The sequence below is a fragment of the Acinetobacter sp. YH12201 genome (genome assembly GCF_013418145.1).
Classification (GTDB): domain Bacteria; phylum Pseudomonadota; class Gammaproteobacteria; order Pseudomonadales; family Moraxellaceae; genus Acinetobacter.
In genome coordinates, this window is the sequence record NZ_VPCP01000007.1 from 1 (window position 1) to 25246 (window position 25246).

Annotated in this window: 15 protein-coding genes; 8 read left to right on the forward strand and 7 right to left on the reverse strand. The window is 43.2% G+C overall.

Going from position 1 to position 25246, the window contains the following annotated elements:
- Positions 1–159: 159 nt before the first annotated feature.
- A complete protein-coding gene (locus FTU91_RS02855; protein ID WP_086197492.1) occupies positions 160–1686 on the reverse strand; it encodes a fumarate hydratase in 1527 nt (508 codons plus the stop codon).
- Between the two features lie 677 nt (positions 1687–2363).
- Between FTU91_RS02855 and FTU91_RS02860 the strand changes: the two genes are divergently transcribed.
- Positions 2364–2975: a class I SAM-dependent methyltransferase gene (locus FTU91_RS02860; protein ID WP_086197491.1), complete on the forward strand. Its 612-nt coding sequence runs from the start codon at positions 2364–2366 to the stop codon at positions 2973–2975.
- 110 nt (positions 2976–3085) lie between these two features.
- Here FTU91_RS02860 and pta read toward each other — a convergent pair whose 3' ends face one another.
- The 4 genes from pta to FTU91_RS02880 form a co-directional block, all read right to left on the reverse strand.
- Positions 3086–5227 (reverse strand): phosphate acetyltransferase, encoded by a 2142-nt coding sequence (pta, locus tag FTU91_RS02865; protein ID WP_180080883.1) that lies wholly within the window; start codon positions 5225–5227, stop codon positions 3086–3088.
- 55 nt (positions 5228–5282) lie between these two features.
- Positions 5283–6506 carry an acetate/propionate family kinase gene (locus FTU91_RS02870; protein ID WP_086197489.1) on the reverse strand — a complete coding sequence of 408 codons (1224 nt, stop codon included), beginning with the start codon at positions 6504–6506 and terminating at the stop codon, positions 5283–5285.
- 303 nt (positions 6507–6809) lie between these two features.
- On the reverse strand, positions 6810–7211 hold the full coding sequence (locus tag FTU91_RS02875) for a hypothetical protein (RefSeq protein ID WP_016168218.1): 402 nt from the start codon (positions 7209–7211) through the stop codon (positions 6810–6812).
- A gap of 126 nt (positions 7212–7337) precedes the next feature.
- On the reverse strand, positions 7338–8603 hold the full coding sequence (locus FTU91_RS02880) for a glutamate-5-semialdehyde dehydrogenase (RefSeq protein ID WP_086197488.1): 1266 nt from the start codon (positions 8601–8603) through the stop codon (positions 7338–7340).
- A gap of 303 nt (positions 8604–8906) precedes the next feature.
- Between FTU91_RS02880 and FTU91_RS02885 the strand changes: the two genes are divergently transcribed.
- Positions 8907–10238, forward strand: coding sequence for an alpha/beta fold hydrolase (locus tag FTU91_RS02885; protein WP_180080885.1), 1332 nt, complete (start codon positions 8907–8909; stop codon positions 10236–10238).
- A 27-nt stretch (positions 10239–10265) separates the two neighbouring features.
- Here the strand turns inward: FTU91_RS02885 and FTU91_RS02890 are convergent, their stop codons facing one another.
- Together FTU91_RS02890 and nagZ are read right to left on the reverse strand one after the other, a co-directional pair.
- Positions 10266–11126: a class I SAM-dependent methyltransferase gene (locus FTU91_RS02890; RefSeq protein ID WP_086197486.1), complete on the reverse strand. Its 861-nt coding sequence runs from the start codon at positions 11124–11126 to the stop codon at positions 10266–10268.
- A 183-nt stretch (positions 11127–11309) separates the two neighbouring features.
- The gene (gene nagZ / locus FTU91_RS02895; protein WP_180080887.1) at positions 11310–12332 is read right to left on the reverse strand and encodes a beta-N-acetylhexosaminidase; all 1023 of its coding nucleotides are present in this window, start codon (positions 12330–12332) and stop codon (positions 11310–11312) included.
- A 199-nt stretch (positions 12333–12531) separates the two neighbouring features.
- Here nagZ and FTU91_RS02900 point away from each other — a divergent pair, with 199 nt between their 5' ends.
- The 6 genes from FTU91_RS02900 (at position 12532) to FTU91_RS02925 (ending at position 25242) form a co-directional block, all read left to right on the forward strand.
- Positions 12532–14730: a carboxy terminal-processing peptidase gene (locus FTU91_RS02900; protein WP_180080889.1), complete on the forward strand. Its 2199-nt coding sequence runs from the start codon at positions 12532–12534 to the stop codon at positions 14728–14730.
- A 357-nt stretch (positions 14731–15087) separates the two neighbouring features.
- Positions 15088–17157, forward strand: a complete 2070-nt coding sequence (locus tag FTU91_RS02905) for a bifunctional diguanylate cyclase/phosphodiesterase (protein WP_086197483.1) — start codon at positions 15088–15090, stop codon at positions 17155–17157.
- 764 nt (positions 17158–17921) lie between these two features.
- Positions 17922–21707, forward strand: coding sequence for an autotransporter outer membrane beta-barrel domain-containing protein (locus FTU91_RS02910; protein ID WP_180080891.1), 3786 nt, complete (start codon positions 17922–17924; stop codon positions 21705–21707).
- A 74-nt stretch (positions 21708–21781) separates the two neighbouring features.
- Positions 21782–22324 (forward strand): OmpA family protein, encoded by a 543-nt coding sequence (locus tag FTU91_RS02915; RefSeq protein ID WP_086197481.1) that lies wholly within the window; start codon positions 21782–21784, stop codon positions 22322–22324.
- 350 nt (positions 22325–22674) lie between these two features.
- Positions 22675–24264, forward strand: a complete 1590-nt coding sequence (locus tag FTU91_RS02920) for a peptide chain release factor 3 (RefSeq protein ID WP_180080893.1) — start codon at positions 22675–22677, stop codon at positions 24262–24264.
- Between the two features lie 153 nt (positions 24265–24417).
- Positions 24418–25242, forward strand: a complete 825-nt coding sequence (locus FTU91_RS02925) for a hypothetical protein (RefSeq protein WP_180080895.1) — start codon at positions 24418–24420, stop codon at positions 25240–25242.
- Positions 25243–25246 lie beyond the last annotated feature (4 nt).

The window sequence follows — 25246 nt, forward strand, 5'->3', positions numbered from 1 at the left end:
CGAATTATTCAGGTCAATTTATTTGAAAGGAAACTTTTAAGGTCACTCTTTGTGCCTGATAAAAAATGGCGAAAACAAGAAGAACCTCAATTGAGGTTCTTCTTGTGATATTTGTGGGACAGCAGTGACCTAATGGGTGCTTTTTTTAGCTTTGGCAAATTAGTTTGCAGCAGCGTCAACGACTGGAATTTTACCAATTTTTGCTTGCCAGATTTTAGGTGCAGTTGCGTGAATTGAAGTACCGTTCACATCTACAGCTACAGAAACAGGCATGTCTTTAACGACAAATTTGTAGATTGCTTCCATACCCAAGTCAGCAAAGGCCACAACTTCAGCTTCGCGAATTGCTTTTGATACTAAGTAAGCAGCACCACCGACAGCCATCAAGTAAGTTGCTTTGTTGTCTTTAATCGCTTCAACAGCAGCAGAACCACGATCCGCTTTACCAATCATGCCGTACAAGCCAGTAGCTTCAAGCACTTGACGAGTGAATTTGTCCATACGTGTTGCAGTCGTTGGACCAGCAGGACCAACCACTTCATCACCTACTGGATCGACAGGGCCAACGTAATAAATGAACTTGCCTTTAAGGTCTACAGGAAGTTCTTCACCATTATTCAACATATCAACCATACGTTTGTGCGCAGCGTCACGACCGGTATAGATTGTACCGTTAAGCAATAAAGTATCGCCTGGTTTCCAAGAGTTCATTTCTTCTTGTGTGATGTTGTCTAGGTCAACACGTTTAGAAGATGAAGAATCCCAGGTTACAGCCGGGTAGTCTTCAAGTTTAGGTGCTTGAATGTGAGCAACACCTGAACCATCTAATTGGAAATGTGCGTGACGAGTTGCAGCACAGTTCGGAATCATACCGACTGGTTTGCCTGCAGCGTGACATGGGTAATCTTTAATTTTAATATCAAGAACAGTAGTTAAACCGCCAAGACCTTGCGCGCCAATACCTAAAGCATTTACTTTTTCGAAGATCTCAATACGGAGTTCTTCCATTTTGCTTTGTGGACCACGACGAAGTAATTCGTCCATGTTGATCTCTTCCATCAATGCTTCTTTGGCAAGCATCATGGCTTTTTCCGCAGTACCACCAATACCGATACCGAGCATACCTGGAGGACACCAGCCTGCACCCATAGTTGGAACAGTTTTCAGTACCCAGTCCACGATTGAGTCAGATGGGTTTAACATGGCAAGTTTAGATTTGTTTTCTGAACCGCCACCTTTAGCAGCAACAGTAATGTCGACTTTGTTGCCCGGTACGAGTTTGTAATGGATGACTGCAGGCGTGTTGTCTTTGGTGTTTTTACGGCCAAATGCAGGATCAGCTAAAACTGATGCGCGAAGTACGTTAGAGCTTTCCAGGTAACCTTGACGCACACCTTCATTGATTGCATCGTCCAGGCTCATGGTTAAATCAAATTTAACGTCTAAACCCACTTCAAGAAATACGTTCACAATCCCGGTATCTTGACAGATAGGACGGTGGCCTTCTGCACACATACGGGAGTTAATTAAGATTTGTGCAATAGCATCTTTTGCGGCTTTGTTCTCTTCACGATCATAGGCACGGCTCATCGCTTGGATGAAGTCTTGTGGATGATAGTAAGAAATAAACTGAAGCGCATCTTTTACCGATGTGATCAAGTCATCTTGCTTGATAATAGTTGTCATATCAAATATCTCTTGAGCGGGCTGTTAGCTAGCGGGCTAAATTATAAGATAAAAAGCAGGTTTTGTGGGCATTTTGCGTGCTTTTTGGCCGAAAGTTTAATGGTGAATTTCAGCACAAATGAATGGTCGTTTTTTAGTGATTTTTGTCATAGAGGTGACAAGGGTAATCCTTGTTTCGGGTAAAAATGACATTTAAAATATTGATTGAAATGGTTTTAATTTATTTCTTATCTGGGATTATTGAAAAGTAAAATTTAATTTTTCTGTTTTCTTAGTAGGGTTGAAGGTGGTCAAGTTGTCATAAATTTGTCCTAAAATTTTTACATCATAAGTGCATCAAATCTTATCTGATAAATACAGACGTCCTTCAATTGCTCCCGTCATGAATTTTTCTTTATATCGTGCAGTGAGAGGGTTGCGGTCAGCAAGAAGATTAGGCACAGGCTTTATCTTCTTTTTTTGCTTTAAATTTTCTCAAAAATAAAAACATTCTAAATCTTCAAATCTTCAAATCTTCAAATCTTCAAATCTTCAAATCTTCAAATCTTCAAATCTTCAAATCTTCAAATCTTCAAATCTTCAAATCTTCAAATCTTCAAATCTTCAAATCTTCAAATCTTCAAATCTAGATCTAAATCTGCCTATACTCTAGAGAGTAACATTTAGAAAAACTGCTTATGAAAGATCAGTCTGAGTTTGCCAAAAATATTATTAAAATTTATAAGAAGCATGCACGTGCATGGACAGAATTACGCGGCCAGTTTCTGTATGAAAAAACCTGGCTCGATCATTTTCTTTCGTTGATTCCTGAACATGCTCAAATACTGGATTTGGGCTGTGGCTCGGGAAAACCAGTTGCGGCTTATTTAATTGAACAAGGTCATGCCGTGACGGGTGTGGATAGCTCAGATACGATGATTGAAATGGCAAAGCACAACTCTCCTGAACAGCACTGGATTCAGGCAGACATGCGTCAGCTGGATTTAGGGCAAAAGTTTCAGGGGATTTTAGCGTGGGACAGTTTTTTTCATTTGACTCAAGATGATCAGCGCAAGATGTTTGCTCAGTTTTCTAAGTTGGCTGAAACAGGGGCAGCTTTGATGTTCACCAGTGGGCCAAGTCATGGAGAGACTCTTGGAGATCTGTTTGGTGATGTACTGTATCATGCCAGTTTGTCGCAAGATGAATATCGCCAATTATTGAAAGATCACGGTTTTGAAGTGGTAAAGATGGTCGCGGAAGATCAGGACTGTACAGGGCATACGGTGTGGTTGGCGCAAAAGTTTTGATTAAGCCATGCTTAATAAAATGTCGGTGAATAGATAAGTTAAATTTTAAAATATCAAAAAAAACCACCCAATTTTTCAATCAGATGGTTTGGAAAACTTAAATTTACGAATTATTGAGCCGCTTGTTGCTCTGCCTGAATGGCAGTCAATGCAATAGTGAACACGATGTCATCGACCAATGCACCACGTGATAAGTCATTCACAGGTTTGTTCAGGCCTTGTAACATTGGACCAACACTCACCACATTGGCAGAACGTTGCACTGCTTTATAGGTAGTGTTACCTGTGTTCAAGTCAGGGAAAATAAATACATTCGCGCGACCTGCAACTGGCGAGCCTGGTGCTTTAGACTGACCTACGCTTTCAACCGAAGCTGCGTCATATTGCAATGGACCATCAATCAGTAAGTCTGGACGGCGTTGCTTGGCAATTTCAGTCGCTTTGGCTACTTTTTCTACATCCGCCCCTGCACCTGAAGTACCGGTTGAATAAGAAATCATCGCGATGCGCGGATCAATACCAAACGCTTTAGCAGAGTCTGCAGATTGAATAGCAATTTCAGCCAGTTGTTCTGCATCTGGATCAGGATTAATCGCACAGTCACCATAAACATAAACTTCATCCGGCAACAGCATAAAGAATACTGAAGATACCAGTGAGTAATCCGGTGCAGTCTTGATTAACTGGAATGCAGGACGAACCGTATTGGCTGTCGTGTGGACTGCGCCAGATACCAAGCCATCAACCTGATCAAGAGCCAGCATCATGGTGCCTAAAACTACCGTGTCTTGTAGCTGTTCACGCGCTTGTAACTCGTTGAGTTTGCCTTTACGTAAATCAACCATTTTTCCGACATAATTCTCGCGAATCAGGTCTGGGTCAAGAATTTCTAAATCATGCGGTAATTCAATTCCACGTGCTTTTGCTACTTCAACCACAGCTTCAGGTTTTGCCAGCAGAATACAGTGGGCAATTCCACGAGATTGACAAATTGCTGCGGCCTGAATGGTACGTGGTTCATCCCCTTCAGGAAGAACAATGCGCTTTTTCGCTGCAATTGATTTTTGCACCAGTTCATGACGGAATGCAGAAGGAGATAAACGTGGTTTATGTGTATCGCTGATTAACTGTGTTAACCAGTCTGCATTGATGTGGCTGGCCACGAAACGGGTCACCTGCTCAGCACGCTCGGTATCATCTACCGGAATTTCATTGCTTAAATTCAGCAATTGTTGTGCTGTGTCAAAAGTGCTCAATTTGGTGTGTAAAATTGGCAAGCCATTTTTGATTGCTGTTTGACAGAATTCTAAAGCTTGAGTGCTTGGTGCCTGATGTTCAGTTAAAACCAAACCTGCCAGTGGAATGCCATTACTGCTTGCCAAGCTACTTGCAAGCAAGACATCAACACGATCAGAACCGCTGATGATGAGTTCACCTGCCACGAATTTATGCATTTCGTGTTCAATATTTGATGCAATTAAGCTGCTGTGTAATACACGGCGTTGTGCTGCTTCACCTTGGTTAATCCATTCTGCAGAAATATGCACAGCCAAGTCAGACATGCGTGGCACACTTAAAGTGTTGCTAAATGGAACTAAGCCAATGACTGGCATACAGTCTTTACCAATCATTGGGTGCGTGCTTTGAATTGCACTCACAAATCGGTTGGTATCGCTAATTAAACGCAGGTTTGGATCAAGCGTCACAGGAATCTGTGCAGAATCTTCCGGCAAGCCTTTGGTACGCATGAACAATACGCCTGCAGTACGCTCGCAAGTCGCACCACCAAAGAAGCGTAATTGATTGTCAACTTTTGCCGCGGTTTTTGCCGCATTGTTAATGTCGGCATTGCTGACAATAATCACTTTGGCATCAAGCGCTTTCGCCAGAGTGGCATTGAGTTCTGTCGCAAAAGGATCACGTCCGTTTGGTAGCACGCCTTCTACAATAATGACATCGTGATGTTTGGAAATTTCACGGTGTAAACGTACTGCATCTTCAAGCAGCTCGTCATTTTCATCATTTTTTAAACGTTCAGTCAGGGCCGCATAGGAAATCGGTTCAACGGTTTCATGCTTGAACAGGTGACGATACAGTGCAGTGGTGCGATCTACTTCAGGCTGTAATTCTTGAGAGAAAGGCTTTAGAAAACCTGCTTTTACACCTTGGCATTCCAATGCATAAATTAAACCAAGACATGCAGACGTTAAGCCAACACCAATTTCTGTAGGAACCAAAAGTATTGTTTTCATAATTTTTTCTAAATCATAAAGGGATTTATTGAAAGCATAAGTAGGCTACGATTGCTTAAGCAATCGTAGTCTCACATTCAGGCTTTTTTGCAGCTGACTGATTTACCTCGCCTTCTACAACGTGTGCTGTTTCTTTGGCAATACGGCCTTCTTCATCGGTTGGAATGACCCAGATTTGAGGACCTGTGCCAGCATCAATACGACCTTCTGTACCGCGTTTTAAATTATTGTTTTGTTCTTTGCTTAAGTTGAAACCGAAGTGAGGTAAGTAAGCCATGGTCTTTTCACGGATATAAGCCGAGTTTTCGCCAATACCGCCGGTAAAGAACAGACCATCAAGACGTGGCAGGCCACAGCTTAAAGCAGCCAGAGATTTAGCCAAACGGTAGCAGAATACTTCAATGGCCAGCGTTGCATCTTCATTGCCTTGTTCTGATGCTTCAATCAAGGTACGCATGTCATTTGAAAGATTGTCTGATAGACCGAGCAAACCACTTTCTTTGTTCAGCATTCTGTCAATTTTATACACATCCCAGCCCAAGTTGGCAGCCAGGAAGCTGTGCAAACTTGGATCGACATCACCGCTACGGGTACCCATCACAATGCCTTCAAGCGGGGTCAGGCCCATTGACGTATCTACACTTTGACCATTCCAGATGGCACAGGTCGAGCTACCATTGCCTAAATGTGCAGTTAACCAGCCACCTTGTTTTAAGCTGCCTGCCAATTCTGAACCGCGTTCAGACACGTAAGCATGGCTGGTACCGTGGAAGCCATAACGACGCACGTTGTGCTCTGTATATAAGAATTTTGGTACAGCATAACGGTAAGCATGCGCTGGCATGGTTTGGTGGAATGCTGTATCGAATACTGCCACTTGTGGAAGGTCCGGGAACAAACGCATGGTCGCGTCAATTCCTACAAGGTGAGCAGGGTTGTGAAGCGGGGCAAGTGGCGTCGCTTCACGAATACGATCAATGATTTCTGGTGTTAATAACTCAGCTTTGGTCAATGTGCCACCATGTACGACACGGTGCCCAATCGCTTGAGGATTATAATGAGAAAGACGTTCTAAAATGGTTTCCAAAGCCTTTTCATGATCGGCATGTGGAATAGACAGTTCGAGTGGCGCGCCACCAACAGTGACACCCTTAATGCGTGCTTCAGCAGAACCTAAATTTTCTGCTAAACCAAAAATACGATCTTCACGACGTTCTGAAACGAGTGCATATTTAATAGAAGATGAGCCGCAGTTAATAACTAATACTGATGTAGACACGTTTTAATACCCGAATTTTAATTGAAATAAGTCGTCCCTAAAGTGATCTTTATGCAGTACATTTCAATGCAATTCAGATCAGTCTGCATGTTGTATCATGTGTTGATTTTCTGTCCTAGATAGACTTTAGGAGATTAGACTTAAGCACTATCGACCAGTGAAATAATAATAAATAGAATTTATTGGTTGATGGTTTTCATTTATTAATAAAATAGTACTCAAGCATAAACGCTCTTTCCTGTACGCCTTTAACCCTAGCATGAGAAATGAATTTTGAGCAGGAGCTAAGTGTTGTTTTTATGCTTAGTTTTGATACTTGATTTCTGACCAGCGTACAATAACATAGGCAATCAATGCCACCATAAAAAACACCAGCATCATCCAGGCCAGACCTTGCAAGGTTTCAATAATTGTCCGGTAAATTTCCAGTACCCAGCGCTCTTGAGTCAGTTCAATCACAATTTTCTTGTCATTCTCGGTATACGTCAGCGGCGTGATATATTTTTCCATATCGTAAATACGAATGCCTGAAGATGTTCCGACCACCATGCCGGCAAATTTGGTGTATTTTGCCCAGGCTTCATGAATCGGATCGTGAATAATGCGTGCCAGAATGGCATTAATCGAATTGGAAAAAATTTTCATCACTGTAAAAGAAACCAGTAATGCCAGTAAAAAGGTACAAATGATCAAATAATAAAACATGTGATTTCCCTTTTATCTTTTTCAGTTTTTTTATCATGTTACAAAATTTAGGGCAGGGATAGTGTAGTCGCTGTGTCCAGCTTCAGGGTTGAAACTGAACACTTAAAGATACTTTAGATAGAGGAATTATTGGCGAATTTGACCATCCCCAAATACCACCCATTTTTGCGAAGTCAGACCTTCTAGACCGACTGGGCCACGTGCATGAATCTTGTCGGTGGAAATGCCGATTTCAGCACCCAGACCATATTCAAAACCGTCGGCAAAACGGGTAGAGGCATTGATCATCACTGAGCTTGAGTCGACACGGGCCAGGAACTGACGCGCAAGACTAAAGTTCTCGGTAATGATGGCATCGGTATGGTGTGAACCATATTTGTTAATATGATCAATGGCTTCATCAATTCCGCTCACCACTTTAACTGCCAAAATTGGACCTAAATATTCAGTGTACCAATCTTCTTCGCTGGCCGGTTTGACGCTTGAACCGAGAATGCGCTGGGTTTCACGGCAGCCACGCAGCTCGACCTGCTTTTCTGCATACAGTTCAGCAATGCTTGGCAAGAAATCTTCTGCAATTTTCTCATCCACCAGCAAGGTTTCCATGGCATTACATACGCCATAACGATGGGTCTTGGCATTGAGTGCAATGGGCAGGGCTTTTTGCAAATCGGCCTGTGCTTCAACAAAGACATGGCAATTTCCATCCAGATGCTTGATCACCGGAATACGTGCTTCATTGCTGATCCGTTCAATCAGCCCTTTGCCTCCACGTGGAACAATCACATCCACATATTCAGACATGGTAATCAGATGGCCGACTGCGGCACGATCAGCTGTATTAATGACCTGTACCGAAGTTTCAGGCAAGCCTGAAGCCTTTAAACCGTGCTGAATTGCTTCAGCAATCGCCTTGTTCGATTGCAACGCTTCCGAACCGCCACGCAAAATAATGGCATTGCCTGATTTCAAGGCAAGTGAGGCGGCTTCCAGAGTCACGTTCGGACGCGATTCATAAATCATGCCCACCACACCTAAAGGTACGCGCATTTTTCCGAGCTGAATGCCTGAAGGACGATAGGCAAGGTCAGTGATTTCGCCAATCGGGTCAACCAGGTTCATCACATCTTTCAAGCCATGCAGCATGTCTTTAAAGCGGCTGGGGGTAAGTTCTAAACGATCAAGTAATGCACTGTCCAAATGATTGTTACGACCATTGGTCATATCGATTTGGTTGGCAGCCAGAATTGCAGCTTCACTGTCTTGTAATGCAGTGTAAATTGCAGATAAGGCATTGTTTTTGGTTTGGGTAGAAGCGCTTGCTAACACGCGAGAAGCCTGGCGTGCCTGTTGTCCTACCGTTTGCATATATTGTTCAATCGAATCTTGCATAGCGGTTTGATCACTTAGAAATTACATCTTCGATAGTAACAGTCTGGAACCCGACAATGAAGCACCTGCTCAGAAAAAAGTCCCTGAAACTTTCGGACTGTTAATATTTTGAAATCCTTTTCTAGCTAAATTTAGATAAGTGGTTATGGAATCAGTTGCTTGAGCAAGCGTCCTCTGTATATTATGAAAAGATAAAGACAGTGAAGTCTGATAATTACAGCGAAGAATGGACGCAGCATGACGCAGAAATTCTATATTTATTTTCTTGCAAAATAACAATAAGGCAAGAATGGAGGAAGGGATATGAATTCCATGATCCAAATGGACTCGGAAGTAGAAGAATCAAACTCAAATTCTGGTTTTTTTGATCTTTACCATAGGAACAGTTTTAAACAACCGGCACGTACCACCTGGATTGATGGCTGGAAAATTGAATATATGGCTATTGCTCAGCCAGAAACCATCCATAACACTCCCATTGTCATTATTGGGGGGGCTTTTCAAAATTTTAATTCTTATAAATATTGTGTGGAACAATTGCTCAGTGCAGGCCCGATCATTCTAATTGACCTGCCTTCCATGGGTGCCAATCAGCAAATTACCAATCGCGATACCGGTATTTCTGCGGGAACACTGGAATTACCTGATTTGGCTCGAATGTTGGGTGAGTGGGTCGATATTGAAAATTTACCCAAAGTTTCAGTGATGGGCATGTCGCTCGGTTCGGTTGTGGCTTCAAGTTTTGCCGTGCAACGTCCGGAACTGGTCGATCGCATGATTCTGATGGGCGTGATGCAAAAAACGCGTAAAAGCTGGCGTATGTTGCTGGAAGAATCTTTGCATTTAATGAATGAACAGCGCATGGATGAGTTTGGTCAGGCGGTGATTCTGTATCTGGTCAATCATGCCAAAATCGACCAAACCCGTATGTCACCGACAGCTAAACGTCTGTTCTTTAGGCAAATGGCCGAATTTACCGCCACCGAGCAAGACCGCTATGAAATTAACTGTAGCCGCTTATTGCGTTTAACCGATGTCCCTATTCCGCAATGTAAAGTACTGGTGGCATGTGGGCAATATGACAGTTTTACCTTGCCACATGAAAATGCCAATTTTGCTTTGCAATGTCCAGATATGGAATTTGCAATGATTGCAAATGCCGACCATGTACCGCAATTACAGCGCCGTAAAGAAACCATGAGCCTGTTTGCAACCTTCCTGCAGGGACAATCTATTCAGACTGTAGAAGGGATTATCCCGATGACACGTGCCCAGTTGCTGACCCTGGAGCGCCGTGGCGAAGAACGAATTGCCGTACAAAAACCGATGACCGTATTAACTCATCGTCATTCAGATTTGCATTTTTCCACGCATATTGTCGATTTAAACTTTTTTGGCGTTTTACTTGAGTTTACTCTTGGGGTGACTGACAAAGTTGCACAGTATCCACGTGATTTGGCCTTGCATCTGGAAGATGAAGAAGGTCAATTTAAAATTGAGTGCTTAATTTTTGAAGTTTATCCAACACGAGTTCGGGCTTTATTCAAGCATGGCAGTTTTGATGTGGCGGAACGTTTATTGCGTTATGTGCAACGACAAAAAGAAGTGATGACGGTTTTAGAATCGGTCAGTTAATTTGTGATCCATCCCAAAAAAACAGCGTTATATAACGCTGTTTTTTTTGCTTGCATGAATCATCCAGACCAGATCACCTAAGTGTTCTTCGTTAGAGGTGAGGGGTACAGCTGAATTTTGAAAATACTGCTGTGGCTGTACAATACTGACCTGTTCAAAACTGGCTTGCTGGAAAAATGCCTGGGCTTGCTGGGGATTAATAAAATGGAAACTAAATGCACTCTTGGACATCCATTTCAGTAATTTACTGCTGGCCCAAATAAAATTGGCCAGTTTATTTTTCACCGGTTCTGGATAGATGTCGGTAAGGTAATGCAGTTCTTTAAAGTTTTGCCCATAATGATGAATTGCTTTAAGCAATTGTAATAACATGTCTTGGTTAAAATAGTTGATCAGGCCTTCACTAATCACCACCAAGGGGCGCTTGGGATCAAATACATGAAAAGCCTGTTCAAAATCCGCAGTGAATAAGTCTACCGATAAAACTTCCGGACTATGGGCATCAATCTGTTTTAAAGCTTGGGTTTTGATTTTTGCCATATCGGGTAAATCCAGTTCACGATAATCAATATCAGGAAATTTCTGCCGGAAACTCCAGCCACGCGGAGAAAGCCCGCTGGCAATTTCAAGCACCTGTAAATCTGGATGCTGTTCGATCAGTTGGGCCAGATGCTGATCAATCATGCAGTGGCGTTGTTTTAAGGTGGTACGCATACTGCCGCCGACAAATTTTTCAGCCCAGCTTTCTAAAGGATGCACCAGTTTGGCCAGCATTTTCCCTTTAGAGGTCGCAAAAACTGGATGAGAAATTCCCATGGTATACCAGATGTAACCAGTGTAATGGGCAGTAAATGAAATATGTCGATGTTCTGAAAGTTGTTGTGTCATGTCATCTTGACCTTATCTTTTTTTTAGTTTTTAACTTTGGTTGTTTATTGGTCGATTATCTTACGTTGCCAGTTTTGCTTATTTTTAGTTTTGATGCAAAGCAAAATGAGCTGAATTAAGCATACTTTTATTTTTGTTTATCATAAAGAAAAAGGAACACCTTGTCGTGTTCCTTTTGTCGTATTAATTCAATGATTTTTTAAAGTTTTCGATGCTATCGCGAACTTTTTGCCATTCTGCTCCCAAGTCCAGCGCTTGCCCAACACTAATCTCTGGAATTTTACCACGCATACGCTCCAGACGTGTTTGATTCGGTAAAGGCAAATCACGAATCCCTTCTAATGCCGTACATGCTGCTGAGCGGTCATTACAGACCAGACCCATATCACAACCAGCTTTGAGTGCAGCCTGAATACGGGCATCGGCACCACCGGCAACACAGGCTGCCTGCATGGTTAAGTCATCGGAGAACAGCACGCCATCAAAGTTGAGTTGCTGACGCAAAATATTTTGAATCCAGTAGGGTGAGAAACCAGCAGGATTCGGATCAACCTGGTCATAAATCACATGTGCGGGCATCAAGGCATCCAGTTGCGGCATCAGCTGGATAAAGGTTTGCATGTCCTTATGATAGATTTCTTCATAGGAACGTGAATCTACTGGTGCGGCTATATGTGAATCGGCCTTAACCGAACCATGGCCCGGGAAATGTTTACCGGTATTGGCCATGCCCGCACGTTTCATACCCTTGATGAAAGCACGGGCAAGGGGAACAATATCATCAATATTTTTGGCAAAACCGCGATCACCAATCACATCACTGACATCATTCAAATCCAGTACCGGGGCAAAACTGAAATCAATCCCAACAGCAAGCACTTCGGTGGCCATCAGCCAGCCACATTGTTCAGCCAATTCCACAGCACGTTCAGGTTCAGTCAGATAAAGTTCGCCTAAGCGACCCATGGCAGGCAGCAAGGTAAAGCCCTGTTTTAAACGCTGCACCCGACCGCCTTCCTGATCGACGGCAATTAAAATATCGGGTCTGATATGACGCATATGATCGGTTAAAGCACGAACCTGCTCAGGTGATTGTATATTTCGTGAAAATAAAATCATGCCGCCTACTTGCGGTGCCTGTAATAGTTCAATATCTTCTTGAGTAAGTTCTGTGCCAGCGATGTCTAGCATCAATGCGCCAATCATATCGGTGTCCGTGTTGGAATTTTATAAAGAAAAACAATACCCGAATTCTGCAATGATTTGCTACATTTTGACAGTACAGAATATGATAAAACTACACGACATACACATATTAAGTTGTTTAAGATTTTGAATATACTGCGTTCATGTCGAAAAACGACGTTGTAATATTGGTCAAAGACCAAGGAAGTACGAATTATTTATGAAACTTCAATCATTAGCTTGTGCAGTTGCAATTGCGACTGGAGGGTTTTTCTTTACTCATGTAGTAAATGAGGCAATTGCTGCAAACAATACCATTGCAGTTTCTCAAAGCATTCAGCCAACGCAGGAACAAGCCCTTGTATCACGCCAATTGGCGACTTTGGTTGACCGTCAGCATTATTTAAATCAGCGTTTAGACGCGGCGACTTCCAATCGTATTCTTGACTTTTATCTAGATAGTCTGGATGCAGACCATTCATTATTTTTGGCATCTGAAGTTGAACAATATAAGAAAAAGTATGGTGCAAATTTTGGTGCAGCATTAAAAGCAGGCGATTTATCAGGCCCTTACTTGATTCATGCCCAATATCGTGACCGCTTGAAACAGTTTTATGAGTTCATGTTGGCGGAATTGAAAAAGCCGCAAAACCTGAAACAAACCAATGTCTATATTGATACTGATCGCGAAAAAGCGCCTTATTTCAAGTCCGCAGCAGAGCAGCGCGCACATTGGCAAAAAATGCTGGTATCGCAACTCATCAACTTAAACATTAGTAAAGAAGAAGAGTCTGCGAAGCAAAAAGCCTTAAAAGATGATCCGACACTGGCCAATGGTCAGGATCTGGCTAGCCCTGAAGATTTAACTCCAGTTCAAACCTTGACCAAGCGTTATACCCGTCAACTTGAACGCATTACCCGTGTTAAAAGTGATGATGTTCTCGACAAGACGTTGAATGCGATGATGCTGACCTATGATCCGCATAGCAATTATTTCCCGCCGGTTGATGCGATGGAATTGAACCGTCAAACCACCTTGCAGCTAGAGGGGATCGGGGTTTCGATTCGTCCTGAACGCGGTAATGAAGATTACACCAAGATTGAAACGATTGTTGAAGGTGGTCCGGCCAGCAAATCAGGTCAGATTAAACCGGGAGACCGTATTATTGGTGTAGCACAAGACGGCGATAAAATGGTCGATGTGATCGGTTGGGCTAGTAATGAAGTGGTCGGCCTGATCCGTGGCAAGCGTGGAACCAAGGTGAGTCTACGTTTGTTGGGTGCGGGTGCATCAATGGGGCAGGCACGTACAGTCAGCCTGGTGCGTGATGTCATTCAGGAAGAAGATGCGGGTGTTCGTTCACGTACAGTTGAGATCAAACGGGATGGCAAAAACCATACCTTTGGTGTAATTGAAATTCCGTCATTTTATTTGAATTATCGTGCGCGCCGTGCAGGTGCGGATTATCGTTCGGTTTCTGAAGACACCAACAATGCTTTAAAAAGCCTGGCAGCCAAGAATGTAGAAGGGATTATTATCGATTTGCGTAATAACCCGGGCGGCTCGCTGGAAGAAGTTGCACGTATGCTGGGACAAGTCATCAAATCTGGTCCAGTGGTGCAAATTCGCGACGGTAATGGCAATGTCAGCGTATTTGAGGACGATGACGGTGGTGCACAAACCTATGCCGGTCCACTGGCGGTCATGGTTAATCTGGCTTCAGCATCGGCCAGTGAAATTTATTCTGCTGCTATTCAGGATTATGAGCGTGGTATCGTGATTGGCAGTACCACCACAGGTAAAGGTACAGCCCAGGTTCAACTGGATACTTTGGCCTATGGTCAGGCAACCTTGACCCAGCGTAAGTTCTATCGTGTTACGGGTGGAAGTACCCAAAATAAAGGGGTAGTACCTGATATCAAGCTGGTTGATATCTACAATGAAGAGTTTGGCGAGCGTAAGGCGAAGAATGCCTTGAAATGGGATACCATTCCAACTGCACCATTTAAGCGTGAAGGTTCGGTACAACCTTATGTGCAAAATCTGGCACAAATGTCACAACAGCGTGTAAGTGTTGATCCGCAATTTAAATATCTGGAGCAACGTAAAGCGATTGCAAAAAAAACCGATGAGCAAAAGCGTGTAGTGCTGGATATTGATCAGCGCAAAGCCGAGCTGAACGCACTTGAGCAGAAAACTTTAGAGGCGGAAAATCAGCGCCGCAGCCTGACGGGGCAAAAGCCTTATGCTAATTGGGAAAGTTATCAAGCCTCAATGGATGCTTTAATCGAGTCGCGTGCGAAAATGAAAGCAACACAACGACCTGCTTTACCCGAAGAAGAAAGCTTTGTTATGGAATCTGCCAATATTTTATTAGATTATGCAAAATTACAATCCACTAAGGCTGCTGGCCAGTAGGCGCTGTAATTTGGTATTTTTCATTTAAATTTTCCGAAAAAGCCAGTTAGTTGATCTGACTGGCTTTTTATTGATGCATGAGCAAACAGAGGCATTAGTTTTAAAATGATTTTAAAAATATGAACGGTGTGAGGATAATGATAAAAATGTTGAACTATGTTTCTATTGTAAAATGAATACATTAGAAATAAAAAAGAATAGAGCAATTATCACTTGACCAAAATGGAATAGTATTAGATTCTTGTTTTAATTGATTGTTTTTATAACCACTCTTTAAAGATAAAAATTTTCTTGCTTGTATGAAAAGTATCAATCACGTGGATTAAAACAAGAAAGATACCTTATACGGAACTGAATATGGTTCATATACATTATGATTTTAGTCTGGTGATTGCTTCGATAGTTGTTACTATTTTGGTCTGTTATTTTACTGTTTCATTCGAACAATTATTATTCCGTGGCCTGCGTCAGAAATATGAAAAAATGCTTCTCATCATCAGTGGTCTGATGCTTGGAGCTGCAATTTGGTGTATGCACTTTGCTGGTGTGCTCGCTTGTCATTTACCAGCAGATTACTCTTTTGATTATAGTCTTACTTTTGTTTCCTATATTATTGCGTTCATTGCATCTACTTTTGCCATTTGGTTGACTACACGAGAAACCTTACCCTTCGGCCGGCTTGTTTTAGGTGCGGTACTGATGGGAATAGGTAGTGCCGGAATGCACTATACTGGCATGATGGCGCTGATCATCAATCAGCATCGGATTTATTATGATCCTTTGCTGACAATTTTTTCTGTTTTAATTGCAATTGCAGGTTCAGGTTTAACGTTCTGGCTTATTTTTAAATATAAAAATGCAGTACAGCAAAAGCTGATGATCAAGATTTTTCTGGTATTGATGATGGCGCTAACCATTGTCGCGATGCACTATGTCGGTATGTGGGCAATCGCTTTTTATGAAGTTTCTGCAGATCAACAGATTGCACCTTATCAAACTGGCCAGGGATTAATTTTATTAAGTGTGATTTTAGTCACCAGTTTAATTTTTCTCGCTGCATTTTGTGTCGCTGTGCTGGAACAAAGACTGGAAATCCGAAATATACAGCTTTCTAAAGCCAATCGTGAACTGGCCAATCAGGCTGTGCAGGACAATTTAACTAAGTTGCCCAATCGTTTATTCCTGGCGGAATATTCACATTTTTTATTTACCGATCATCGTTACAGGGATGATAAAATTGCCTTTCTCTATATCGACTTAGATCGTTTTAAAGCGGTCAATGATGTATTTGGGCATCATATCGGTGATCAGTTGCTGGTGCAATTGGCGACCCGCATTCAGCAGAATCTGAAACCAAACGAAAAACTGCTTCGTCTAGGGGGAGATGAGTTTTTGATGGTGCTGGAACAGGCTACCCTCGAACATGCAGTTGAAAAGGCCGAGCAGTTATTGGAACAAATCCAGGACAGCTTTTTGATTGCCGGTAAAGAGATCAATATTTCCAGCAGCATTGGCATCGCCCTGTATCCCGATCATGGTAATAATTTGCAGGATCTACTGATTAATGCGGATGCAGCCATGTTGACGTCGAAATATCAAGGGAGAAATACCTATTCGCTGTTTAGTTACAGTGCTGATCAGCAGGAGACCAAAAGTCAGACCAAGCTGATTAATGATTTATATAAAGCAGTTGAAGAACAACAATTTGTTCTGTTTTATCAGCCCAAATTTACCACTGGGGATTATGCCATTTGCGGCGTAGAAGCCCTGATCCGCTGGAATCATCCAAGCTTGGGAATGTTGACGCCAAACATGTTTATCGCGGGGGCTGAAAAAACCGGGCTGATTATTCAAATGGGCTATTGGGCACTCGAGCAAGCCTGTAAGCAAATTCAAATCTGGGAACAGACCGATTCCAACTATTTTCCAGTCGCAGTGAATTTATCCGCCGTACAATTTGAACATAAACATCTGTTTACAACACTAGAAAAATTATTTGCTCAATATCAGATTAATCCTAATCATTTAGCCATCGAAATTACAGAATCGACAGCTATGCATCACGTGGACTCTACCATTCGGAGTTTTGAGCGCTTACGTCAGATGGGAATTAAACTGGCGATTGATGATTTTGGAACCGGGCATTCCAGCTTTTTATATTTGAAGAACCTGCCTGTGGATGAGTTGAAGATAGACCGGGAATTTATCCGGGATCTGGCAGTCGGCTCAAAAGATGAAATCATTCTGGCAAGTATTATCCAGCTGGCCATAAAACTGGGTTTGGTGGTCACTGCAGAAGGGGTTGAAACACCTTTGCAGGCAGACATCCTGACCCGTTTAGGCTGTCAGCAATTGCAGGGTTTTCTGTTGGGAATGCCAATGGATGTGAACCGTCTGGAAACAATGGACAAGGCACTATTTACTTAAAATTGATGCGGGTTGAACAGGTTTAGTTTATTTCAAAAGTTTTATGATCTGTTGCAATATGGTCAATTTTTCATATTGATCGTATTTGATCTTGAGCACTCTGGTTCTGCAGTAAGTATTTTCCATAAGTTTTAAAGATGAGTTAGCGGTGCAGGTCGCTCAGCGACGTACATTTGCCATTATTTCCCACCTAGGGTGAATAATATCATTAAGTTTATTTGATAAATTCATAGTCTGGCTGAAGAGTAGTTTGAAAATCCACTTTATATTTCAACTATATTCAGCTGCTTTTGATTTGGTCTAGTTACAATGGAATAAAATGTCAGCATTACAAATATAAGATAAAAATAATAATGATTGCTTTTACCAGTTCCAATCATCTTTAAAAAGTTATTTTTTAACTAAGTTGTTGATATAAATAAATATAATTATTTTTTATTCAATGGACTTTTTTGTGCAACTTTAGTCGGAGATAATGTATATGGTTGAAATTTATACATTTTACAAAAAATTAAAGTATTGTTTCCGATTTAGGTGACTTAGATGATTTTGTCTAAAAATGATACAAAAAGCCATATTTGTGTTGTTGGAAAAGCTCTAAATTGTAAACATTATGAATAAAAAGTGAAGGAAACACTTTAGTAATCTTTAAATGTATTTTCACGAAATCATTAACTTTTAAATAAAACGTTTCAATTTAAGAAAAAAAGGATGCTGGTCAAAGGCATCTAATTTCCACCTCATTTTGTTGAGAGGACTAGATTATGAATAAGATTTATCGTTGTATATATAATGAAGCATTAGGTACATGGGTGGCTGTTAGTGAGCTAGCACAGGCAAAGGGCAAGCGCAGCCGGGGACGTTTAGCAAAAACCATTTTGGCGACCAGCCTTGCTGTGGCGGGAACCGTAGGCAGCTCTGCAGCTTTTGCAGTTGATTTACCAGCAGCCAGTTATTCACAAATTATTGTAGATGGAAGTGATGCGAGCGTTACTCTGACTTCTGCAACAACGCCTGTTGTTGTAGGGCCGATTGATGCTGAAATTGGATCTTATCCTGAAATTTTGCCAGATCCTCAACCAGATTCAACCATTGTCGTGGCCAATGGCGCGCAGTTTAATTATTCATCGCTGGAAGCTACCAATAACTATGCATCAACTGCTTTCAATTTATTGGGAGATGGAAGCGGTACATTAACGCAAGCACAGCAGGCCTATTTGGATAAGAATGCCACCGATATGGCCAAGACCACCAAAGGCAAGCATGGTGAATTAGAGCTCGCCGCTGTTCCTGCCGGTGTTGTACAGATTGTTGGCAATGGTACATTTGGAACTGTCGGGCAAGCTGCCGATGCAGGCAATACTTTAATTCATTTAGGTGCTGAAAGTAGTTTGACTGCTACAGGTACTGCACATGGTATTTATGCAGCCAACCAGACCGGTAATGTGAACGTAACCATTGCGGGAGATATCAATACTCCAGATCGTGTGTTTGGTGCCACGTATACCGGAAATGTATTAGGCCCTGCTGTGGATGGAAGCGGCAATCCTCTCTATGTTCAGCAAACCGATGGAAATGGTGAATTGGTTGTTGATGAGTTCAATAATCCTGTCTATGTCCAGTTAATTGAACACGACAAACCTGTATTTGATGAAAATGGTGATCCTGTTTATCTTCAGGTCATGGAGCCCACCGGGGATACCCGCGAAGTAGCTGTAGTGACCGCCGGTGGTGGTCATGGTGTTTATGTCGATACTCTATCACCAACAGGAATTTATCCTGAAACGCCACAAGCCATTTCTATCACACAGCTGTCTACGAGTACCATTGCGGCTGGCGGTGCTGGAATTAAGGGAGTTGCAGGTGGCTTGGGAACCGTAAGTATTAGTCAGGATGCGGGTGCAGTCATTGGTGCTGGTGATGGTGGTATCGCTGCGGAAGGTGAAGCCGGTGATGTCACTGTAGCGATGGCTGGCACGATTAATTCTGGCGGTAACGGTATTCATGCGCATGCTGGCGCAGGCGATGTAACAGTGAATTTGGCTTCAACTGCGCAAATTGTTGCTGGTGAAAGTGGTATTCATGCCCATACTAGCAACTATAAAGGCGAAGATGGATTAGCATCGGGAAATAAAAGTGTTGTAACTGTCGCGACCGCTGATGGTAGCTCGATTCAAGCTGCTGAATCCGGCATTCATGCCCATTCCGGTGGTGGTAACGTGATTGTCAATAATGCTGCTAATATTGTGGCTGCAACGCTTGAGCCTATCAATAATGAAGTGGTTTATGCCAATAGTTCAACCGCCATGCAGGATATTAGCAATGGTGGACGTGCGATTCATGCCCATTCTGGCGGTGGAACCGTTACAGTAAATTCTTCAGGTGATTTGTTGGCCTATGAAGATGGAATCTATGCTCACTCAGGTGGTCATAATGATGATGGCACCGAGTTTGTGAATGCCAACAAAATTGTCGTCAATACATCTGGAAATATAATCAGTGCTATTGGTAATGGTATTCGCGTCAATACCGCGGGTGCTGCTGAAATTACCAATACTGCAAATATTACGGCTGCTTTTAGAGATTATGTCCCAGTTGAAGGTGATTTACCTTTCCCTAACGAACCAGAAAATCCTGCGAATTGGGAGTTGGCAGATATGTACGCCATTTTAGGTGGCGCTGGTGACGAAACGGTTAATCAGCAAGGTGGTACGCTAATCGGTGGTATTAATCTGAAAGCAGGTGACGATACGCTGATTGCAACTGGCGGTAAAATAGTCGGTGATATCTGGATGGAAGCTGGTTCAGATACCCTGAGCCTGAAAGCAGGAACTGATGTTTCAGAACTTAGCTATCTGGACGGTGGTTCGCAAGCGGATACCTTAAATATCGGTGTGGATTTGACGGGTTTTTCAGCCGAAGAGCCAGCCGAAGTGACTTATCCTGATAAGCCTATCTTGCCAGGTGCAGCGGGTAATGTCGCACTGGTAGGATGGGAAACCGTTAATGTGCAGAATGGTGCAGTCTTTAGTCTGAGTGGTGATCTTAATTTATCAGGTGATTCTGAGCCTGTGCCAACAATCATGATGCTCGCGCCAACTACAACAGGTACATTGAATATTGAAGAGGGTAGTACGCTCGCGTTGGCACCAGGCACCCTTGCATCGACAGTAACTGCGAATGTGAACAATTTTGGTACTATCGACTTGCATCGTGGTGATGCAGCACCTGTCAACACGTTAACCGTTGAAGGGAATTATGCTGCTGGTTCAGATTTAATCGTAGATGTGAATCTGGCTACAGGCGCATCAGATCAACTTGTGATTAATGGGACTGCAACAGGGAATACCCATGTGACCGCGATTAACGGTTTAGGCGATGTCACTGCGGCAGATCAGATCACTCAACTTCCGACGGTCATTGTTACAGATCCAACAGGTGGTGGTACATTTACTGGAATGGCAGGAACGTCAAATGCTGGTGAAGGTCAACTAATATCAAATGAACTAGGGACGGAATATAGCTGGACACTGAATGCCTTGAATGCAGAAGGTACTCCAATCTATAAAGCGGAAGTATCGGGCTATACCCAAATGCCATATGCCAACACCTTGCTGGGCTATGACATGCTGGGCACCTTGCATGATCGTGTCGGTGAGCAGCAGACCTGGGCTTGGGACAAGTGTGGTGAATGCCAGGAAACTCAGGGCAACCAGGTATGGGCACGAGTACGTGGCGGCAATACCGAGTTAACGGGTGATAATCGTCTGGATATGGAAATGGATAACTTCGTAGCGCAACTGGGCTATGATTTTTCAGTCAACTACAATCCGGACAATGGTTCACGTCGTCATACTGGTTTCATGCTGGGCTATGGCCAAAGCAAGATCGACTTCTTTGACCAATACCGCGCCGAAAATGCACAGATCGTTGCAGATAAATTTACCGGTGAAGGCACTACCGATGCAGCAAGTGTAGGATTGTACTCGACTTATTACGACAAAAATGGCAGCTATCTGGATTTAGTTGGTCAAGTGTCTTATTTGCAAAACGAATATAAAGCTCGTGATGGTCATAATGCTGATCAGGACGGTTGGGGTGCTGGTTTATCCGCTGAGGTAGGTCGTCCGTACAAATTGGGCAACAGCCACTGGCTGATTGAACCACAGGCTCAATTGTCTTATCAGTTTGTTAGCCTGGAAGACTTCAATGATGGCAGTGCACATGTAGATCAGGATGATCAACACAGCCTGAGAGGCCGTATCGGTACGCGTTTGGCGTATAACGCACCGACTGCAGACTACCGTACCAAAACTTTCTATGCAGTTGCCAATGTACTGAGCGACTTTATTGAACCGACCGATGTCAATATTGGCCGTGACAAGTTGAATGAAGACTATAGCCGTACTTGGGGTGAGTTTGGTTTAGGGATGCAGTTGCCGATTGCCACATCTGCCTATGTTTATGCAGATGCACGCTATCAGCAAGAGCTGTCTGGTGAAGACCGTAATGGTTACACCGGCACGATTGGTCTGAAACACAGCTGGTAATTCAGAAGCAGGTCATTCCCGGTAGATGCCATGCCGGGGATGATCATTCAAGCATGAAATAGAAGGAAATCGTGATGAAACAAAAACTGATAATGACATGTGTGGCTTCAGCTTTGCTTAGTTTGACAGCGTGTGCCAGCTTGCAGAATGTTGATAATAAATGGTGTCCACCGGTAGAAGCGGCTCCTGCACCAGTTGTGGTTCCACCAGCACCTGTACAGATGGAGCGTGTGGAACTGTCTGCGGATGCCCTATTTAAGTTCGACCGTTCCACTGTTGCGGATCTGTTACCTGAAGGACGCCGTCAGCTGGATGAACTGGCGAGCCGCATCAGTAATGGTTATGTACGGATTGAACAGATTCGTATTACTGGTCATACTGACCGTCTTGGTTCGGAAAGCTACAACCAGCGTCTGGGCCTAGCCCGGGCAACCACGGTCAAGGATTATCTGATGAGCCAAGGTGTGAATGTGGCGATGGAAGTGGCAAGTGCCGGTGAAAGTCAGCCTAAAACCACCAGTTGTGTGGGCAATAAGGCAACTGCAACACTGATTGCCTGTTTGCAGCCGGATCGCCGGGTAGAAGTTGATGTCACTGGTGTGAAGAAAGCAGAATAGTTTAAGTGTTAATTGGGCCCGGGTGAAATCATCCGGGCTTTTGTTTATCTACAGCTTTTATTGTTGTGTAGAATCATTCCCTCATGCTGATGATGTTCATGTATGAACAGCAGTTTTATTCCTACAGCAATTTTTCTTAATTTTCACTGAATAGATCGCTAGGGGATAGAATGATGCCATCTAGAGATATGAACCGTCTATCAGTGGTGATCAAAGTGCTTTAATCACAACAGCCCGATACAATAACTATAAATCTGCTACAATTGCGCCAATTTTAAGTTATCACTTCACTGGCTTGATACACATTGATACGTGTGTACAAAACAGTGTACATATTGAAGATTTTTCCTATGTTTAAAGAGCAACTCGCTAGAGAAGTCGCGACTCGCAGGACGTTCGCGATTATTTCCCACCCCGATGCCGGTAAAACCACCATGACAGAAAAACTGCTGTTATGGGGTCAGGCGATCCAGGTTGCTGGTATGGTGAAAAGCCGTAAGTCTGACCGTGCGGCGACTTCGGACTGGATGGAAATGGAAAAGGAACGTGGTATTTCGATCACCACCTCGGTAATGCAGTTCCCGTTTAAAGACAAGATGATCAACCTGCTGGATACCCCGGGGCACGAAGACTTTTCGGAAGATACTTACCGAACCCTGACTGCTGTGGATTCAGCGCTGATGGTGATCGATGGGGCAAAAGGTGTCGAGGAACGGACCATTAAATTGATGGAAGTGTGTCGTATGCGTGATACGCCGATCATCTCTTTCGTCAACAAAATGGACCGTGAAATCCGTGAGCCTTTAGAGCTGCTGGATGAGATTGAAAACGTTCTGAAAATTAAATGTGTGCCACTTACCTGGCCACTCGGTACCGGCCGTGATTTCGCTGGCGTATATAACCTGATCGAAGAAAAATTCTACGTTTATAAAGCCGGTTTCGGTTCAGTGATTACCGACATTGAAGTGCGTGATGGTTATGACCATGCGGACCTGCGTGAAAAAGTCGGGGAACTGGCATGGGCAGCATTTGAAGAGTCTCTTGAACTTGTTCAAATGGCCAATGAACCATTAGACCGTGAAGCATTCCTGGCAGGTCGCCAAACTCCGGTATTGTTTGGTACGGCATTGGGTAACTTTGGTGTGGATCATGTCCTGAATGCATTCAGTGAATATGCACCGGAGCCGAAAGCGCATCCAACACAAAACCGTAAAGTAGACGCCACTGAAGAAGCTTTTAGTGGTTTCGTCTTCAAGATTCAGGCCAATATGGATCCGAAGCACCGTGACCGTATTGCTTTCATGCGGATCTGTTCAGGTAAATATGAAAAAGGCCTGAAAATGAAGCATGTGCGTCTGGGTAAAGATGTGCGTATTAGTGATGCCTTAACCTTCCTGGCAGGCGACCGTCAGCATCTGGAAGAAGCATGGCCTGGCGATATTATCGGTCTGCATAACCACGGTACCATCCAGATTGGTGATACGTTTACTTCAGGTGAAGATCTGCACTTCACAGGTATTCCACACTTTGCGCCGGAAATGTTCCGCCGTGTGCGTCTGAAAGATCCATTGAAGTCGAAACAGCTGCAAAAAGGTCTGAAAGAGCTTTCAGAAGAAGGTGCAACCCAGGTGTTCATGCCGCAAAACAGCAATGACCTGATTGTGGGTGCAGTCGGTGTGCTGCAGTTTGAAGTGGTCGCGTACCGGCTGAAAGAAGAGTATAAAGTGGACTGTGTCTACGAGCCGGTCAGCATCAATACCGTTCGTTGGGTGTCTTGTGAAGATGAGAAGAAATTCAACGAATTCAAGAAAAAAGCCCATGATCAGTTGTCAGTGGATGGGGGGGGGCACTTGACCTATCTTGCACCAAGCCGGGTGAATTTGCAGCTGATGCAGGAGCGTTATCCGGATATCGTGTTCCGTAATACCCGTGAACACTAAGACAACCAATAAAACAGCTTCTTTATGAAGCTGTTTTTTTAGGGAGTTGATGACATTTCATCAATATGTATCGTCGCAAACATAGATGAAGTGTCAACTGCCCTATTAGAATCATAAAGATAGATGAATTACTTGAGAAAAAGAGTGGTCAGCATGAACGGGAAACTCGGGGCTGCATCGGTAATCGTCATGGGGCTGATGCTCAGTGCCTGTGATGCTTCAAAACAAGAATCCAAACAACCAGATCAGGAACAGTCGCCAACTTCGGTATTTAAAACCGAGCAGGCGGATGTCTTGCCGTATTTAAATATTCAGGAACAGCCGGCAAAAATTGCCTTGCCTTTTTGCGAAACCAAGAACTGTATAGACCTGAGTATTCAAACGGTACATACCGAAGATGCCTGGTTAAATGACTGGATTGCCAAGAGTCAAGCCAAGGTTATTCAAGATCAAATTGGCTTAAAACAGGACATGAGCCTGCAGCAGGCCGTAAATGCCTATGTGAAAAAGTCGGATGCCTGGCAGACCGAATTTGCCAAAAATAAGCCCTATGAACTGTCAATGTATACCCGAATTGCCTATCAGCGTAATCAATATGTGCTGATGCAATTAGGCGTTGACACGATGCAAGAAGAAGTAAAAGTAAAAGAGCGATATTACTTCTTTGTGGCTGACCGTAAAACACAGAAAGCGCTGACTGTATTAGATGTGATTGAGCCGAAACAGCAAAGTGCCATGAATAGCATTGTGCAGCAGGCTTATCAAAAATGGTTAAAGCAACAAAAGGCTGAAGTCAAACAGAAAGCGCCAAAGAAACTGTACTGGGGACAGGCAGACTGGTTTTTTGATCAGGAAGGTATCGGTTTGCATTATCGCACCCATGAAATTGTTAAAGATGGTGCCCAGCTGGATATTTATTTAACCAAAGAACAAACCAAGCAGATATTGAAAGCTGACGCTTATCAGCATATGTTTTAGTTAT